The sequence below is a fragment of the Photobacterium panuliri genome (genome assembly GCF_059920555.1).
Window position 1 is genome coordinate 3,193,666 of the sequence record NZ_CP197192.1, and the last position, 18,513, is coordinate 3,212,178.

At 48.5% G+C, this 18,513-nt stretch carries 11 protein-coding genes, 3 tRNA genes and 3 rRNA genes; 2 read left to right on the top strand and 15 right to left on the bottom strand.

The features are described from left to right. Window positions 1-70: 70 nt before the first annotated feature. Both ACSF8X_RS14615 and ACSF8X_RS14620 read left to right on the top strand, forming a co-directional pair. Window positions 71-1,639 (top strand): lytic transglycosylase, encoded by a 1,569-nt coding sequence (locus ACSF8X_RS14615; RefSeq protein ID WP_500850299.1) that lies wholly within the window; start codon window positions 71-73, stop codon window positions 1,637-1,639. Then, on the top strand, window positions 1,636-2,325 hold the full coding sequence (locus ACSF8X_RS14620) for a YIP1 family protein (protein WP_047878471.1): 690 nt from the start codon (window positions 1,636-1,638) through the stop codon (window positions 2,323-2,325). Before ACSF8X_RS14615 ends, ACSF8X_RS14620 begins: the two co-directional genes overlap by 4 nt. Here ACSF8X_RS14620 and ACSF8X_RS14625 read toward each other — a convergent pair. The 15 genes from ACSF8X_RS14625 to ACSF8X_RS14695 all read right to left on the bottom strand — a co-directional run bounded on the left by ACSF8X_RS14625 (window position 2,312) and on the right by ACSF8X_RS14695 (window position 17,883). Then, complete coding sequence (locus ACSF8X_RS14625) at window positions 2,312-3,157, bottom strand: endonuclease/exonuclease/phosphatase family protein (protein WP_047878470.1); 846 nt, start codon at window positions 3,155-3,157, stop codon at window positions 2,312-2,314. The two genes, ACSF8X_RS14620 and ACSF8X_RS14625, sit on opposite strands and share 14 nt — an antisense overlap. Before the next feature lie 65 nt (window positions 3,158-3,222). Next, complete coding sequence (locus tag ACSF8X_RS14630) at window positions 3,223-3,558, bottom strand: DUF1904 domain-containing protein (protein WP_500850300.1); 336 nt, start codon at window positions 3,556-3,558, stop codon at window positions 3,223-3,225. Between the two features lie 285 nt (window positions 3,559-3,843). Next, on the bottom strand, window positions 3,844-4,179 hold the full coding sequence (locus ACSF8X_RS14635) for a hypothetical protein (RefSeq protein WP_047878468.1): 336 nt from the start codon (window positions 4,177-4,179) through the stop codon (window positions 3,844-3,846). Window positions 4,180-4,320: 141 nt separating this feature from the next. Next, a tRNA-Trp gene (locus tag ACSF8X_RS14640) sits at window positions 4,321-4,397 on the bottom strand. A 104-nt stretch (window positions 4,398-4,501) separates the two neighbouring features. Continuing rightward, window positions 4,502-4,578 (bottom strand) — tRNA-Asp (locus tag ACSF8X_RS14645). Between the two features lie 107 nt (window positions 4,579-4,685). Beyond that, window positions 4,686-4,801: ribosomal RNA gene (gene rrf / locus ACSF8X_RS14650) — 5S ribosomal RNA — on the bottom strand. A 243-nt stretch (window positions 4,802-5,044) separates the two neighbouring features. After that, window positions 5,045-7,934, bottom strand: a 23S ribosomal RNA gene (locus ACSF8X_RS14655). Window positions 7,935-8,229: 295 nt separating this feature from the next. Then, window positions 8,230-8,305: transfer RNA gene (locus ACSF8X_RS14660), tRNA-Glu, on the bottom strand. A 65-nt stretch (window positions 8,306-8,370) separates the two neighbouring features. Further along, window positions 8,371-9,915: ribosomal RNA gene (locus ACSF8X_RS14665) — 16S ribosomal RNA — on the bottom strand. The 16S, 23S and 5S rRNA genes sit together here with 3 tRNA genes alongside, the layout of an rRNA operon. Window positions 9,916-10,322: 407 nt before the next feature. Continuing rightward, window positions 10,323-12,143, bottom strand: coding sequence for an extracellular solute-binding protein (locus ACSF8X_RS14670; protein WP_500850301.1), 1,821 nt, complete (start codon window positions 12,141-12,143; stop codon window positions 10,323-10,325). Window positions 12,144-12,186: 43 nt separating this feature from the next. Then, window positions 12,187-13,023: an ABC transporter ATP-binding protein gene (locus ACSF8X_RS14675; protein ID WP_084722149.1), complete on the bottom strand. Its 837-nt coding sequence runs from the start codon at window positions 13,021-13,023 to the stop codon at window positions 12,187-12,189. A 23-nt stretch (window positions 13,024-13,046) separates the two neighbouring features. Beyond that, window positions 13,047-13,913 (bottom strand): ABC transporter ATP-binding protein, encoded by an 867-nt coding sequence (locus ACSF8X_RS14680; RefSeq protein WP_084722148.1) that lies wholly within the window; start codon window positions 13,911-13,913, stop codon window positions 13,047-13,049. Window positions 13,914-13,928: 15 nt separating this feature from the next. Then, the gene (locus ACSF8X_RS14685; RefSeq protein WP_047877579.1) at window positions 13,929-15,782 is read right to left on the bottom strand and encodes an extracellular solute-binding protein; all 1,854 of its coding nucleotides are present in this window, start codon (window positions 15,780-15,782) and stop codon (window positions 13,929-13,931) included. A gap of 26 nt (window positions 15,783-15,808) precedes the next feature. Further along, window positions 15,809-16,855: an ABC transporter permease gene (locus tag ACSF8X_RS14690; protein WP_047877578.1), complete on the bottom strand. Its 1,047-nt coding sequence runs from the start codon at window positions 16,853-16,855 to the stop codon at window positions 15,809-15,811. A 2-nt stretch (window positions 16,856-16,857) separates the two neighbouring features. Next, entirely contained in the window at window positions 16,858-17,883 is a 1,026-nt protein-coding gene (locus tag ACSF8X_RS14695; protein WP_047877577.1) for an ABC transporter permease subunit, read from the bottom strand. Window positions 17,884-18,513: the final 630 nt, after the last annotated feature.

Here is an 18,513-nt window from a genome sequence, read left to right on the forward strand (position 1 = left end):
AGTGAGTCACTTGTAACTAAGGTAGTTGGACAAGTATTATCACCAACTATTTTGGCTATAGGCTAGACACATGAAATCCCGTTTTTTTTTGGCGAGCGCACTTTTACTAGCTGGTTGCCAACTTACTAATACGACAAATACAGTAGAAGAACCAACAAACACACCACCTTCACAAAAGCCTGCGGCACAAACTGCACAGACAGTTGCAGGCACACATACCCCAAAGCCGCAGGTCATCGCCCCACTCCGACAACCAAGTCCACAGGAGCAAGACGATGTTTGGCAACGCATCAGCATGCAACTAAAGGCGAATGTTCCGGATAACAAGCGTACCAACTACTACCGTGACTGGTACCTGCGCCATCCCGGCCACCTACAAACCGTTGCCAAACGTGCCCAGCCTTTTCTTTACTACATCACCAATGAAATAGAAAAGCGCAATATGCCACTGGAATTGGCATTGTTGCCGATTGTCGAAAGCTCTTTTGACCAATTTGCCTATTCCCACGGTCGAGCCGCTGGATTATGGCAAATCACGCCACCTACAGGCCGCACCTTTGGCCTAGAACAAAACTGGTGGTACGACGGCCGTCGCGATATCGTTGAATCAACCCGCGCCGCATTGGATCTTCTTGAGTACCTCAACCGTAAATTTGACGGTGACTGGCTCCATGCCCTTGCCGCCTACAATACCGGCGAAGGACGGGTATTCCGAGCCATCCGCCACAACAAAGCTGCTGGCAAGCCAACCGATTTCTGGTCATTAGACTTACCCAAGGAAACCAGCGGCTACGTTCCTAAACTGCTGGCCGTAGCCGATGTCATAAAAAACCAAGACAAATACGGTATCGACATTCCAGAGATAGCCAATAAGCCAGCAGTCAAACTTATCAAGCCCGGCACCCAAATGGATCTGGCAATGGCAGCCAAGTTCGCAGGGATCTCCTTGGATGATCTCCAAAGCCTAAACCCTGGCTACAACCATTGGGCAACGGCCCCTGATGGCCCGAGCCACCTGCTGCTGCCTGTTGACCGTATCGATAATTTCAACCGCGCCTTTGCCCAAAACGGCCACCGCGGTATGAAAGTAATACGTTACCAAATCAAGCCAGGCGACAGCCTGAGCATGCTAGCACACAAGTACAAGACGACTACCAAACAGATCCAGCGCGCCAACAATATGGGCAATAGCAATATTCGGGTAGGACGCCACATCCTGATCCCCGTTGCTTCCAAAGATGGCGATACGATTGCAGCCCGTTTGGCCAATGAGACCCAACGTAGCCACGGCAGCGGTTATCGCACCAGCTATACGGTACAATCAGGCGACAGCCTATGGAGCATCGCCCGCAAGCAGAAGGTATCCATTGACGAAATCACAAAATGGAACGGGATCAGCAAGCGCACGCCACTCAAAGTTGGGCAGAGCCTAACCCTTTGGAAAAAGAGTACCGACGGCGGAATTATCCGCACTGTATTCTACAAGGTACGTGCTGGCGATAACCTCAGCGAGATCGCCAAACGCTACCAAGTCAAGGTGTCCGACGTGGTGAAATGGAACCAAATCCGCGGCCAGAAATACCTCAAGCCGGGACAGAAACTCAAACTCTATGTAGATGTCACTAAGGTAAGTGTATGACGCCTTCAAAAAACCCGCTTATTGCGGTTCTCGATACATTCCGCTCCCCTATTGACTGTTTTGCCGCAGTACATGAACGCCCGAAGTGGGCGTTCCTTCCTTATTTGCTGCTCATCGTCGGGCCATTTTTTTTCTGGGGCAGTTATTTCAACCACGTTGATCTCACTTGGCTCCAGCAAACCCTAATGGCTCAATTAGGCAATGTTGACGAGCAGATTCAAGAAGCATGGCTATCGAAAGAGGTATTGCTGGCAGGAGAGGTATTTAGTGATATTGTCGGCCGTACTGCTGCCATTTTCATCCTTGCGCTATGGCTCAACCTAGCAACCAAGAGCAACAGCTATAAGCATGGCTTCGGCAAATGGCTCGCAGCGGCATGCTTTATCATGCTGCCAACCATCATTGGTGATTTCGCCAGCTATCTGAACGCCATGTTCAATACCGGGAATTTCTTGCCCAATGCCGCCGATCTCAATAGCCTGAATGCCTTCCTCAAGCTACCGCTCAACCATCCTTGGTCAGCATTTTCCACCACTGTACCACTACTGGCTCCTTGGTATATCGCTCTGACCTACGCAGCGGTGAGCGCTTGGACAGACTACGACCGTGCAAAATGCATCATCGTGGCCGCATTGCCGTGGGCGATGACCCTATTGATCTGGCCTCTGATGATCATTGCAGCCTGAAGCTGGCAATAATCGGGTTATGATCCGAGGCATCTGTCGTGGGTGCCTCGGCCTTGGTTAAATCTAAGCCTCGGTAGTAAAGGTGATCCAACGGTTTGCCGAACACCTTCACCCGCCGATCCTGAGCCAATACCGCATCTTTTAGACCCAAACTCTTGGCAAATGCGTTTACGATATCTAATCGTCCCTGACGCCAGGTATTAAAGTCCCCGGCCAAAATAATTGGCCCGATATGCTTATCCAGAACTCTTTTCAAGGTTTCAAACTGTTCCTTATATTCTTCGAGCCCTAGGGCAAAGTTCACACCATGCAGGTTAACAACGGCCAATGTCTGCCCATTGGAAAGGTTAAACTCCGACAACAAAGCAGATTTCGGCAAACGCAGCCAAGGCTCCATTGCAAGATAAGCACAGGTAGATTTCGCATTGACCGAGGACAAATTCATCACCCCGGCAGGCGTATTCAAAAATTTGAAAGCATTCGCCATCCGCACTTTCCAGCTGGCAGCATCAAGATAATCTTTCAACCCGCTCGTCAGACTCGCTTCCTGCAGTAGCACCAAACGGCTGGTGTCACTAATGGTTTCCAGCTCTTTACGCCAGTTATCACGCTGTTGTTTGTAGATATTCCACACTGATACGGTGAGATTGCCATCTTGATCCAATGGCATCGCCACATCGCTGTTGATACAGCTATAGGTAAACCTCGGTGCAAGCACATTGGCACTCACTTCCGGGACTTCCGAAACATCAAACGACCAGTTCAATGCACTGATCCCCAACGCTCCTGCGACAACACCGATCCCGGCAACTAACTTTGTATAACGTGCCATCTCACTGACCTACCCGTAAAACACCAAAAACAAAAACAAAAAAGCGGCCTATAGGCCGCTGCGGCTCAATAGTGATTGCCGTTATCGTAATAACCAGAAGGGGGCAATATGGTAAATATCACTGCAACATCCTGTTCAGGTATCTCAATCGCCGCCCTCACTGCTTCGGTAATCGCAGCGGCGACTCTATCCTGTATATCCTGCCCCCGATCAAACCAAAGTACTTCAACAAACGGATAAGCATCGGATACTTCCCCGTCGAATATGAAGGTGGTTGAGATATGTTCAAGGGTAAAATCTTCCCGTGGGCACCCCATTAGGGGCAGCAAGTCATCGACCAACTCCGTCGACAATGATTTAACCAAATCAAATTCAATGGCGCGAAAACGTAAGTGTGGCATGCTCACTCCTACCTCAGTTAGCCGGAAAGGCCACACGATAACACTGATAGCCAATCTATCTCAAGCCAAGACCCTGTGTCTCAGCGCATACCAAAATCCTTTGAAGTTGACAGCGTCAACAATACTCAACACTTTTTCCTGTAATCGGGACTACTCGTCACACCGAGGCTTTGTTACTATAGAACTAAATAAAACAGCATTCAAAATACAACAATGAAAAGACACCTGCAAAAACTTATAACCGCCCTGATCCTACTTCTTCCTGCTGCGGGTTATTCATCAACGTTAAGCGACGAACAACGGATCCGCGAACTCGAATACCAAGTAAGCATTCTTAACAAAAAGGTAGAGCAACTCAGTGCCATTATAGAACAGCGTCCTGATCATCCACTGGCAGGGCGTCACCTCTACCAATGCACACTGAATATATTTGGCCAGCGATACAAAAGCCGTTCTGAACATCGGGGCAAAGCGATAGCTCACATCGTAGACCAATGCAGTCAGGACCATGATGAAATGTTCTGCCGCCCTGATACTGTCGAATGCAAAAAATACTAATGTACCGTTAACTTCATACAGCCCGGCAATCGAAAAAGTCTCGGCATTTCGTCGGGGGGACACCTAGTCTAGAGCCTTGAAGGTGACAGGGGTGGGGTGGACCGGGCTGGCATTCCAGAGATTCGATAAGCTGACTACCAACGCTTGCTTGTCGAAAACACAAATGCAAAAAAGCCCCGACATTTCTGTCGAGGCTTTCGAAAGTGGCAGGGGTGGAGAGATTCGAACTCCCAACACGCGGATTTGGAATCCGCTGCTCTGCCAATTGGAGCTACACCCCTGTAGTTTTTTTAAAGACTTAACTTTGTCTGAATAAGTGGCGGAACGGCCGGGCTTGCGTTCAAGCGGGACTCATTCGACCTAAGGGCGAACCCTTAAAATAAAGTGGCGGAGCGGACGGGACTCGAACCCGCGACCCCCGGCGTGACAGGCCGGTATTCTAACCAACTGAACTACCGCTCCACACGGTGACAGAGATTTCTCTCTATCCGATACCTGTCGTTCAGAACAAGTATCTAAGCTTTTTTGCTTTCAGATTTTTCTTAAAAATCTGAAGACAAGAAGTTAAAGCCTGGCGATGTCCTACTCTCACATGGGGAGGCCCCACACTACCATCGGCGCTGTTACGTTTCACTGCTGAGTTCGGCATGGGATCAGGTGGGTCCATAACGCTATGGTCGCCAAGCAAATTCTGTTGAATATATCCCGCTGGCTATAAAGCCCGCTAGCTATGTTAAGTTGCTCTCTCGCTCAGTCATTTAGCAGGCTAAACTCCTTCACTCGACTCACAACTTGTCTTGCTATCGAACTTTATCCCGGCGCTACCTCTGGTAGGCGGAATATCTTCATAATCTGGGAAAGTTAACTAGTGTCTCAAGCACTGTCATTCAAGTGCTCGTGGAGTCCGATAAAACCCCTTGGGTGTTGTATGGTTAAGCCTCACGGGCAATTAGTACAGGTTAGCTCAACGCCTCACAGCGCTTACACACCCTGCCTATCTACGTCGTAGTCTCCAACAACCCTTCAGGATACTTATAGTATCAGGGATGACTCATCTTGAGGCTCGCTTCCCGCTTAGATGCTTTCAGCGGTTATCGATTCCGAACTTAGCTACCGGGCAATGCGTCTGGCGACACAACCCGAACACCAGAGGTTCGTCCACTCCGGTCCTCTCGTACTAGGAGCAGCCCCTCTCAATCATCCAGCGCCCACGGCAGATAGGGACCGAACTGTCTCACGACGTTCTAAACCCAGCTCGCGTACCACTTTAAATGGCGAACAGCCATACCCTTGGGACCGACTTCAGCCCCAGGATGTGATGAGCCGACATCGAGGTGCCAAACACCGCCGTCGATATGAACTCTTGGGCGGTATCAGCCTGTTATCCCCGGAGTACCTTTTATCCGTTGAGCGATGGCCCTTCCATACAGAACCACCGGATCACTATGACCTGCTTTCGCACCTGCTCGAACCGTCATTCTCGCAGTCAAGCGGGCTTATGCCATTGCACTAACCTCACGATGTCCGACCGTGATTAGCCCACCTTCGTGCTCCTCCGTTACTCTTTGGGAGGAGACCGCCCCAGTCAAACTACCCACCAGGCACTGTCCGTACCCCCGATAAGGGGGCGACGTTAGAACATCAACACTACAAGGGTGGTATTTCAAGGACGGCTCCACAGATACTGGCGTACCTGCTTCGAAGCCTCCCACCTATCCTACACATGTAGGGTCAATGTTCAGTGCCAAGCTGTAGTAAAGGTTCACGGGGTCTTTCCGTCTAGCCGCGGGTACGCAGCATCTTCACTGCGATTTCAATTTCACTGAGTCTCGGGTGGAGACAGCGTGGCCATCATTACGCCATTCGTGCAGGTCGGAACTTACCCGACAAGGAATTTCGCTACCTTAGGACCGTTATAGTTACGGCCGCCGTTTACCGGGGCTTCGATCAAGAGCTTCGCTTGCGCTAACCCCATCAATTAACCTTCCGGCACCGGGCAGGCGTCACACCGTATACGTCATCTTTCGATTTTGCACAGTGCTGTGTTTTTAATAAACAGTTGCAGCCACCTGGTATCTGCGACTTCCGATAGCTCCATCCGCGAGGGACTTCACCGTCAGAAGCGTACCTTCTCCCGAAGTTACGGTACCATTTTGCCTAGTTCCTTCACCCGAGTTCTCTCAAGCGCCTTGGTATTCTCTACCCGACCACCTGTGTCGGTTTGGGGTACGATTCCTTGCTATCTGAAGCTTAGAGGCTTTTCCCGGAAGCATGGCATCAATGACTTCAGCACCGTAGTGCCTCGACGTCGTATCTCAGCCTTGAGATGGTCCGGATTTGCCTAAACCATCAGCCTACATACTTGAACCTGGACAACCGTCGCCAGGCCCACCTAGCCTTCTCCGTCCCCCCATCGCAATAGCAAGAAGTACGGGAATATTAACCCGTTTCCCATCGACTACGCCTTTCGGCCTCGCCTTAGGGGTCGACTCACCCTGCCCCGATTAACGTTGGACAGGAACCCTTGGTCTTCCGGCGAGGAGGTTTTTCACCCCCTTTGTCGTTACTCATGTCAGCATTCGCACTTCTGATACCTCCAGCGCCCCTTACAGGACACCTTCAGCGGCTTACAGAACGCTCCCCTACCCAATACAATAAATTGCATTGCCGCAGCTTCGGTGTATCGCTTAGCCCCGTTAAATCTTCCGCGCAGGCCGACTCGACCAGTGAGCTATTACGCTTTCTTTAAATGATGGCTGCTTCTAAGCCAACATCCTGGCTGTCTGAGCCTTCCCACATCGTTTCCCACTTAGCGATAACTTTGGGACCTTAGCTGGCGGTCTGGGTTGTTTCCCTCTCCACGACGGACGTTAGCACCCGCCGTGTGTCTCCCGGATAGTACTTACTGGTATTCGGAGTTTGCAAAGGGTTGGTAAGTCGGGATGACCCCCTAGCCTTAACAGTGCTCTACCCCCAGTAGTATTCGTCCGAGGCGCTACCTAAATAGCTTTCGGGGAGAACCAGCTATCTCCGAGTTTGATTGGCCTTTCACCCCTAGCCACAAGTCATCCGCTAATTTTTCAACATTAGTCGGTTCGGTCCTCCAGTAAGTGTTACCTCACCTTCAACCTGCCCATGGCTAGATCACTCGGTTTCGGGTCTAATCCTAGCAACTGAACGCCCAGTTAAGACTCGGTTTCCCTACGGCTCCCCTATACGGTTAACCTTGCTACTAAAATTAAGTCGCTGACCCATTATACAAAAGGTACGCAGTCACAGGACGAAGCCTGCTCCTACTGCTTGTACGTACACGGTTTCAGGTTCTATTTCACTCCCCTCACAGGGGTTCTTTTCGCCTTTCCCTCACGGTACTGGTTCACTATCGGTCAGTCAGGAGTATTTAGCCTTGGAGGATGGTCCCCCCATGTTCAGACAGGATAACACGTGTCCCGTCCTACTCGATTTCACTGTAAAGGCACCGTCGGCTACGGGGCTGTCACCCTGTATCGCCACGCTTTCCAGCGTGTTCGCCTAGTGCCAATTCAACTTAAGGGCTAATCCGGTTTCGCTCGCCGCTACTGCCGGAATCTCGGTTGATTTCTTTTCCTCGGGGTACTTAGATGTTTCAGTTCCCCCGGTTCGCCTCACAATGCTATGTATTCACATTGAGATAACTGCTTATGCAGCTGGGTTTCCCCATTCGGAAATCCAAGACTCGAGTGGCTCTTACTGCCTCGTCTTGGCTTATCGCAAGTTAGTACGTCCTTCATCGCCTCTGACTGCCCAGGCATCCACCGTGTACGCTTAGTCACTTAACCATACAACCCCAAGAGGTTTCGTATGTTCAAACAACCAAGGTTGTCTATCTGAGTTGTGATAGACGTTGTTTTGCCGGACTTCTCTTCTTTTATTCCACTTTTGAAAAAGTGGAGACAAAAGCCAAGACACTTGAATGTGTGTTGCTTGAGAACTCGTTCTCGTTCCGAAGAACGAAAACATTTAGTGTGATCTTTCGATCACTTACTAGTCAGCTTTCCAGATTGTTAAAGAGCATGTGTTGCCTTGCGGCATCCACTTTCTAACGACACTTGCCAAGCAAGTATGTTTAGAAAGTGGCGTCCCATAGGGGAGTCGAACCCCTGTTACCGCCGTGAAAGGGCGGTGTCCTAGGCCTCTAGACGAATGGGACACGTCGTCTTTACTTTCAACCAAGCAATCTGTGTGGACACTGCGTCAAAAGCGCAGTCATATCGTTAAGGAGGTGATCCAGCCCCAGGTTCCCCTAGGGCTACCTTGTTACGACTTCACCCCAGTCATGAACCACACCGTGGTAAACGCCCTCCCGAAGGTTAAGCTATCTACTTCTGGTGCAGCCCACTCCCATGGTGTGACGGGCGGTGTGTACAAGGCCCGGGAACGTATTCACCGTGGCATTCTGATCCACGATTACTAGCGATTCCGACTTCATGGAGTCGAGTTGCAGACTCCAATCCGGACTACGACGTACTTTGTGGGATTCGCTCACCATCGCTGGTTGGCCGCCCTCTGTATACGCCATTGTAGCACGTGTGTAGCCCTACTCGTAAGGGCCATGATGACTTGACGTCGTCCCCACCTTCCTCCGGTTTATCACCGGCAGTCTCCCTGGAGTTCCCGCCATTACGCGCTGGCAAACAAGGATAGGGGTTGCGCTCGTTGCGGGACTTAACCCAACATTTCACAACACGAGCTGACGACAGCCATGCAGCACCTGTCTCAGAGTTCCCGAAGGCACCAAAGCATCTCTGCTAAGTTCTCTGGATGTCAAGAGTAGGTAAGGTTCTTCGCGTTGCATCGAATTAAACCACATGCTCCACCGCTTGTGCGGGCCCCCGTCAATTCATTTGAGTTTTAATCTTGCGACCGTACTCCCCAGGCGGTCTACTTAACGCGTTAGCTCCGAAAGCCACTCCTCAAGGGAACAGCCTCCAAGTAGACATCGTTTACGGCGTGGACTACCAGGGTATCTAATCCTGTTTGCTCCCCACGCTTTCGCATCTGAGCGTCAGTCTTTGTCCAGGGGGCCGCCTTCGCCACCGGTATTCCTTCAGATCTCTACGCATTTCACCGCTACACCTGAAATTCTACCCCCCTCTACAAGACTCTAGCCTGCCAGTTCCAAATGCTATTCCGAGGTTGAGCCCCGGGCTTTCACATCTGGCTTAACAAGCCGCCTGCATGCGCTTTACGCCCAGTAATTCCGATTAACGCTCGCACCCTCCGTATTACCGCGGCTGCTGGCACGGAGTTAGCCGGTGCTTCTTCTGTAGGTAACGTCAAACAATGCCGCTATTAACGACACTGCCTTCCTCCCTACTGAAAGTGCTTTACAACCCGAAGGCCTTCTTCACACACGCGGCATGGCTGCATCAGGGTTTCCCCCATTGTGCAATATTCCCCACTGCTGCCTCCCGTAGGAGTCTGGACCGTGTCTCAGTTCCAGTGTGGCTGATCATCCTCTCAGACCAGCTAGGGATCGTCGCCTAGGTGAGCCGTTACCCCACCTACTAGCTAATCCCACCTGGGCCAATCTTGGCGCGAGAGGCCCGAAGGTCCCCCTCTTTGGTCCGTAGACGTTATGCGGTATTAGCCATCGTTTCCAATGGTTATCCCCCACACCAAGGCATGTTCCCAGGCATTACTCACCCGTCCGCCGCTCGTCATCTCCAAAAGCAAGCTTTTGGAATGTTACCGCTCGACTTGCATGTGTTAGGCCTGCCGCCAGCGTTCAATCTGAGCCATGATCAAACTCTTCAATTAAAGTTTTGGTGTTTCCGAAGAAACGGCTCAGTGATTACTGATTTTCTTGTTTCCACTTTTTTATAAAAAAGCAGAACCAAAAAGAATTGACTGTGGATACTAAAAGTATCAATGGTCACTCAGTTCACTGATTTAAATCTTTTGACTAAATCTTTTCACGAGTGCCCACACAGATTGCATGGTCAAATTGTTAAAGAACAAACTGACTTATCGTTACCGGCAATGCCGTTGTCCGTGTCAGTGAGGCGGCATTATAGAGACTTCGAGCGCACTGGCAATACCCAAAATGAAATAAATTCAACGAAACAAACCAAACGAACAATAAACAACCAAAAGTGTTTAATCAGTATAAAAAACAACAGGCGCAGCGATACGCTACACCTGTTGTTTGAACGATATAATAGGATTTACGGCTTGTATCGCTTATCCACCACCGTCACAGGCTCGAACGCTTGCCCCTTCTTAACCGCCTTTAACGTTGCCTTCTTCACATCCTGATCTATCCAATAGACGCCGAAATCATCCAACCGACCGATAGTAAACAGCGCTTCGGTCTTCTTCTGCATCGGATTGGCCGGATATTTCATCCAACGCCAGTAACCCTCTCGAATATACGGAGACATCACACCAGGTACGATTACTGTCGCATCATGAACCTGCTGCTGAATTTCACGAGACAACCTTTCTTTTTCGCTCGTCGAAAAGACACTACGGTATTGCATAATCAACGCATCCAACTCAGGCGTACTATAGTTGGTAAAATTATTGTTTTGAGGCTTGCCTGCATTTGCGCTGTGGAAATACTCCCAATACTGTGGGCGGGGGGCGGTTCCCATGCTGTGATAAGATATCTCATGCTTTTTCTCAAGCACGTACTTAAATGCCGACGAACCATCCACGAGATTCATGGTCAACTCCAAGCCGGCCGCCTTCGCTTGCTCTTTCAAATATGCCAATCGCGGGGTGACAATCTGGTGACTATAGGTCACAGCAAAACTCAAACGCTGACCTTTAGCATTGCTCCTGATCCCATCGCTGCCAACATGAGTAAAACCAGCTAATTCAAACGACTTAATTGCCGACGCAATATCAAAAGGCAGAGGAGATAAATCCGTATTCGTAAATGCCCCCTGACCAATACCTAGCCCATTAGGCTTACGGCTATAATCCCCGCGGAAAATATTTTCATTCAAGCCATCTACATTCAATGACAGCGCAATACCCTTACGCACATTGATATCATCAAGCATCGGCCTGGCGGTATTCAGCCAAAAACTTCCGGCTCCGATCTCCATCTGGTTATATCCCCAAAACTTATGGATATAACCTTTCTTGAAAGGTTCCGACTGACTCTTGTCATACCAAAGCTCTGCACGCCCCAGCCTATAGATATCAAGATCGCCCTTTTCAAAGTGCTTAAATGCAATGTCGTTATCACGGATCACTTTGATACGCACTTTTTCTACATTATAGCGATTCTGGTAATACCGGTTACTGTACCCCCACCAATCCTCGCCGACATGCTGCATGGTAATCGATTTACCTTTCTTGATTTTGCCAACGTAATAAGCCCCCATTGTAGGCTCTGGTTTAAAGTTAAATCGGCGGACAAAATTATCATCGACGCCATCGTTGTTCTTATCTGCTCTCGGCTTGAGAAAATGTTCGGCGCGTGGTTTCAGGTGGTGCGTAAAATATAAAAGCGCATCATGATCCATTTCCTTACTGAATACGATTTCAACGGTATGATCATCAAGCGCATCAATGCGTTCAATTTGCGTGCTGTAATAGGTATTGAACCACGGATCAATAATATCTTTCGAGCGATAGAGCTTAAGCATATAGCTAAAATCTGACGCTTTCAGGGGCTTGCTGTCTGACCATTTCGCCGCTGGATTCAATTTCAGATAAATAGTCTTATTATCGTCCCCAAAAGCCCAGTGAGTAGCAATATCAGGGATGTATTTGAGCGTATCAGGATGGCGCTGCAGCAATTGTGGCTGCTTATCTAACAACCACACCCGAAATGCCCCATTTCCATCAGGACCAACCGTCCGAAATGTTTGGGGGAAACTAGCGATGGAGGTACGCAATGTCCCACCGAACTTCGCCTCTGGAGATGCAAATAACGGCTCATCATTATTGGTCAACCATTCCACATCATCTGGCAAGGCGGACCATGCAACGACGGGGAACAGCAGAGTTGTCGCTAATAACGTCCTTTTCATCTTTTCTCCTTCCTGTTGAAAGCCTGATTTTTATTATTTGCTGTTAAGCGACATTGGGCTTATTTTCCAGACGTCGTTTACGCTTGCGGTTTTTCGGGTGGGTGATCGGTATCGCCGACAACAAGGTCTTGGTGTAATCCGCTTGAGGATTGCTGTAAATCTCCTGAGCAGGTCCCATCTCGACAATTTTGCCAAAATACATAACAGCAACACGATCAGAGATATGCTTCACCACCGACAGATCATGAGAGATAAAGATAATAGCCAGATTCATCTCTTTTTGGAGTTGTAGCAAAAGATTTAGGATTTGCGCTTGCACCGAAACATCCAAGGCCGATACCGACTCATCACAGATCAATAATTTGGGTTTTAATGCAATCGCACGGGCGATACCTATCCGCTGTCGCTGGCCACCGGAGAACTCATGGGGATAACGATTAGCCGCTTCAGCAGGAAGGCCAACCTTGACCAGCAGTTCTTCCACCCACTGCTTGCGCTCTGTCGATGTACCAATTTTATGAATCACAAAAGGCTCTTCAAGAATCATACCTACGGTATGGCGCTGGTTCAGAGACTCCATCGGATCCTGAAAAACGATTTGAAGATCCTTTCGCAAAGGACGCATCTCTTTTGTCGACAAGCCTGTAATATCTTTGCCTTCAAAATAGATCTTGCCCTCCGTCGGTTCATACAATTTGAGGATCGTCCGTCCCAATGTGCTTTTTCCACAGCCTGATTCACCAACCAGCCCTAATGTTTCTCCCTGAGCGACAGAAAACGAAACCCCGTCGACAGCTTTAACTGTATAGCCTTTTTTAAATAATCCTTTACCCGAGACAAAGTGCTGCTTGAGGTTCTCAATCCTTAATAGCTCTGTCATTACATCCTCCCTCTGTCACTAGGCTATCCCTTGAATTCCGGAAACAAGGTGGTATCAATCGGTTTTATTTCTATTGGTTGCTTTGGCTGGCTGTCCAAACTTGGCATCAATCCCATCAACCTCTCGGTATACGGATGCTTGGGGCTATCAAAAAGATCAAAAATATCCGCATATTCCACCACTTTACCGCCATACATCACAGCCACATCATCACAAATCTCGGCAACAACGCCCAAGTCATGGGTAATGAAAATCACCGACATCCCAGTTTCCTCCTGCAACTCATCTATCAGTTCCAAGATAGAAGCCTGAACGGTCACGTCCAGCGCAGTCGTCGGCTCATCACAAATAAGTATGTCAGGTTTGCACGCCAGTGCCATCGCAATCATCACCCGCTGGCGCATCCCCCCGGACAAATTATGCGGATACTCCTTCAGCCTTTTTTCCGGCATAGGAATTTTGACTTTCTTGAGCATATCGAGCGAATACTCGTCACGCTGGGCCTTATCCAAATCAGGGCGATGCAGCTCGAGGACTTCATTAATCTGGCGACCAACCGTATGGACCGGGTTCAGTGCCGTCATCGGATCTTGGAAAATCATCGAAATACGGTCGCCACGCATGGCGTACATTTCCTCGGCGGGCAATGTCACCAGATCTGTTCCTCGATAAAGGATCTGCCCTCCGACAACTCGCCCATAGGGCTTGGGTAGCAACCCCATGATTGACATGGATGTCACGCTCTTACCGCATCCCGACTCACCAACAATCCCAAGAGTACGTCCTTTGCGTACGTCGAAGGTGACTCCATGCAGGATCTTTACCACACCATCATCAGTGGTAAATTCCGTTTCTAAATCCCGCACGCTCAAAATGATATCGTCCTGCATCTTTCCTCTCCTACTCTACGGCTTGTAGGTATCGTCAACGACAACAACCGGCTCAAACGTCTTCCCTTTTTTCATGGCCGACTTCGTTTCTTTTTTTACATCCAGATCAATCCAGTACGTACCCAACGTCAAATACAAAGAATTCGAAAACAGATAGTGGGTCTCCTTTGTCATCGCGGGCGTCGGGAACTTCATCCAGCGCCAATAAGCTTCGCGGGTGAACGGGGCCATATAACCAGGAACGACCAAAAAGGCATCCGCACTCATTTTCTGGATATCATGGGAAATTGCCTGCTTTTTCTTGGTATCAAACTCCGCAAGGTATGCCGCAATCTTCTCGTCCATCTCTGCCGAACGGTAATTGGTATGATTATTGGTTTGAGGCTTGGCATTGGATGAGTGCAAATACTCCCAGTAAGCCGGGATCTTGCCTCCTGACATGGTCAAATATGCCAGCTCATGCTTCTTCTCGAGAATATATTTAAACGCCGACGAACCATCGACCAAGTTGAGGGTCAATTCCAATCCGGCTTGCTTGGCCTGCTCTTTCAAATACGCCACACGCGGGGTGCGGGCAGGGCTGCTATAGGTAACTGAAAATGTCAGGCGTTCGCCTTTACCGTTCAGACGGATTCCGTCAGCACCAATCTGGGTAAATCCCGCCTTTTCAAAATAACGAATTGCTTTTTGCGGCGCGAAAGGCGGCGGTGTCAAATTGCTCAGACCATAGTCACCGTAGCCCGTGCCGAAACCATGCGGTTTACGAAGGTAATCGCCGCGCAATACATTTTTGATCAAACCATCGAAGTCGGTCGCATAGGTGATCCCGCGACGGACGTTGATATCGCCCAGCAGGGGTGTGGCGGTGTTCATCCACAAACCTCCGGCGCCCTGCACCACTTGGTTGTAGCCCCAGACTTTATGGATGTAGCCGTTCTGATAAGGTTCCGTATTGGATTTTTCATGCCACAGATCCGGCAAAACCAACATAAAGCTGTCCAAATCACCTTTTTCAAAGTGCTTGTTAGCTATATCCATATCACGGATAACACGAATTCGGATCTTATCTACGTTGTACCGATGCTGGTAATATTTATTGCTGTACCCCCACCAGTCTTTCCCTACGTGCTTAAACGTAATGCTTTTGCCTTTCTTCACCTTATCGAGATAGTACGGCCCGGTTGTCGGCTCAGCCTTGAAGTTGTATTTTCGAACGAAATTATCATCAATACCGTCGTTATTCTCATCCTTGCCGACCTTAAAGAAATGCTCTGGACGAGGCTGCAAGCCATTGCTCGGCAAGTTGATCATATACATCAACTCATCATGGCTTTTTGCTACCTTGGCGCGGATCACTATGGTGTGATCATCTATTTTCTCAATAGTATCGATATGGTTGGTAAAAAAGTCGTTGTACCAAGGGTCGATGATGTCTTTCGAACGGTAGTACTTGAGCATAAACAGGTAGTCATCGGCCGTTACCCTCTCGCCGTCCGACCACGTCGCATTAGGGTCAAGCTTGAAATATACCGTTTTGTGGTCATCACCAAACGCCCAAGCCAAGGCCAACTGCGGGATCCATTTGCCGGTGATAGGGTGACTATGGGCAAGCTTGGGGACTTCATCCATAAAATAATGGCGCAAGCCCGAGTTGGCATCTGGCCCTACACTGCGAAGCGTCTGGGGAAAACTCCTCATATATGTACGGTAAGTACCGCCACGTTTGGCCTCTGGCGAAGCAAACAAAGGCTCATCAAGGTTCGAGATCCAAGTCAAATCTGACGGTAATGCGGAGGAAAAGACTGACGGACTCAAAGTCACCATTGCGATTGCTAGCGCTGCAACCGTATGTTTATTGTTATTATTCATAATTACATCCTTGTATCGCTGAGCTATTAAACATAGCGGGTAAATTTCTTCGGATCGAAAGCCGCACGAATAGCTTCGCCTATAAAAGTCACCATCACCAAAACCAATACAATCGATGCAACGACCGAAGAAACAATCCACGGCGAATCAAGGTTCGACTTACCCTGCTGAAGCAACTCCCCCCAGCTCGGTGTCGGTGGCATCAACCCCAAACCGAGATAGTCCAATGCCGTTAGCGCGGTAATATTGGCTGCAATAGTGAACGGTGCCAGTGTCACAATCATAACCATGGTATTGGGCAATATATGATTGAACAGAATGCGACCTGTCGATGCCCCCAAAGCCTTGGCTGCCATCACGTACTCACGGGCAGATTCCTTATAGGTCATGGTCCGCATGTACCACGTCATTCCCATCCATCCAAACAAGACATTGATGGCGACAAACAACGTAAATGTCGGCTGGGTAATGGACACCAGAATCATGATCACATACAGGAAAGGCACCATTGACCACACTTCGATAAGACGCTGGACAAAAAGATCAAACTTACCGCCGAAAAAGCCCATCGCACACCCTACCGCCGTACCGATAGCATACGAAATCGCCATGGTGAGCAGGGCAAACCCCATTGCGGTACGAAAGCCATAGACAAGTCGAGCAAGAATATCGCGACCAATAACATCCGTACCCAAATAGTGCTTATCCGCAGCACTCGGCGGGTTAGGCGGATAACTGCCTGACGAAAAATCCTGTTCATACGGATTCCAAGGCACTAACGGCATAATGACGTAGTTATCGCCATCTTCCTTGGCAAAGGTTTGTTGCAGGGCACGATAATCAGCCTCGCTCGCCGACGCCTGGCCGAACTCACTGCCGAAGCGGACCCCAGTAAGAACAGGAAAGCTATACTCACCGTTATACTTCACTACCAATGCCTTGCTGTTGATGAGCAATTCGGCAAAAAGAGACAACACCAGCAACACAGACAAAATCAGGAATGACCAATAGCCGCGTTTGATTTCTTTGAAGCGTTTAATCTTCTTCAGGGTAAGTGGATTAAGATTCAGCATGGCTACGCTCCAAACTTCACTCGTGGATCAACCAAGGCAACACACATGTCCGAAATAATATTGCCCACCAATAGCATCGCGGCATTGATAGCCACTATCCCCATCACAACAGGATAATCACGCTCCATGATCGATTCGTATCCCAACAAACCAATACCGTCGATATTAAAAATAACTTCGATGAGGAAAGATCCAGTCATGAAAAACAGCAAAGAATTGCCAAAATGACTTGCAATAGGGATCAGACTGTTTCGCAATGCATGCTTACGCACCGCTTTTTTAAATGGCAACCCCTTGGCAATCGCCGTGCGAATATAATCCGATGACAAATTCTCCATCAGGTTATTTTTCATCGTCATCGTGAGCGTGGCAAAATCACCAATCAAATAACAAATAAGTGGTAATACCGCATGCCACATTACATCCTTGGCACGTTCAACAAACGTTTCGTAATCATCAAAATCATCACCGACAAAGCCTCCCATCGGGAACCATTCCAAGTGATAACTAAATAAAGTAATAAGAAGGACGCCGACCACATACCCAGGCAAGGCATAGCCGACAAATATCAGGACGGAAGATCCAGAGTCAAACACCGAACCGTGCTTGAGTGCTTTGTAATAACCCAGTGGGATTGAAATGAAATAGCTAATAAAGAAGGTCATCCCGCCATAAAATAAAGAAACAGGCAAACGCTCAGCAATCATTTCTGAAACGGGTTCGTAATAACGGGTTGATTCACCAAGATCCAACACCATTAATTTTCCCAACCACTCGGTATATGCCTCAAATGCAGGTTTATCCAACCCATAAAAGGCATTGAGCTCAGCGATTTGATCTTCAGACAAGGCAGAATTCCCACCCGCAGATGTCATCGCCGCAGCACCATCACCCTGTGCTTGCATGTTTGCAAGCATCCGCTCGACAGGCCCTCCAGGTACAAAACGTGTAATAGTGAAAATTAGAATCGTAATACCAAGAAAGGTGGGGATAACTAACGCCATCCGGCGTAAAAAATATGACAGCATGCCTCAACTAACTCCATGTCTATTCGGCTTTAAATAATAAATACCACACCCAGCAATTAGATGATTAAAGCCACTAGCAGTGTGCAACGAATATTTCTGTTCATCCTGAACAATTCCAGTTTTTCAATGTCTCACAAGAGCATTAATTATTTTTTGTAGAGCCATAATTACAGTGAAATACACCCACCTTCAAGATAGGTTAACGATTTTGACCCAATGATGTCACATTTTTCAACAATGAGCATTCAATTGTAAAAAAATTATAAAAAACCAAAAAAAGCCAAAATCCAACACAGAACAGCATCCTGTAATAAGGATTATATATTCTCTACATTCAAGATAGATGAATAGATTAACAACCCCAAAACATTCCTAAGAGGAATAACTCATTGTTAACCCCTCTCGGTAAAAAGCGCCTCCTCTCCCCAGGAAGAATACCCAAGTGGCATTCGCCGCATAATTTAACATCACACCAACATGAATGATCATAAGCCATATACGGTTTGAATTATGGTTCATATCACTATTTTTACGAAAATACCTGAAATTAACGTCAGTTATGCCGAACGATGTCGAAACAACCCTCCGCACGGGATATAACACCAAACAGAAAACACTTAACAAAATAAC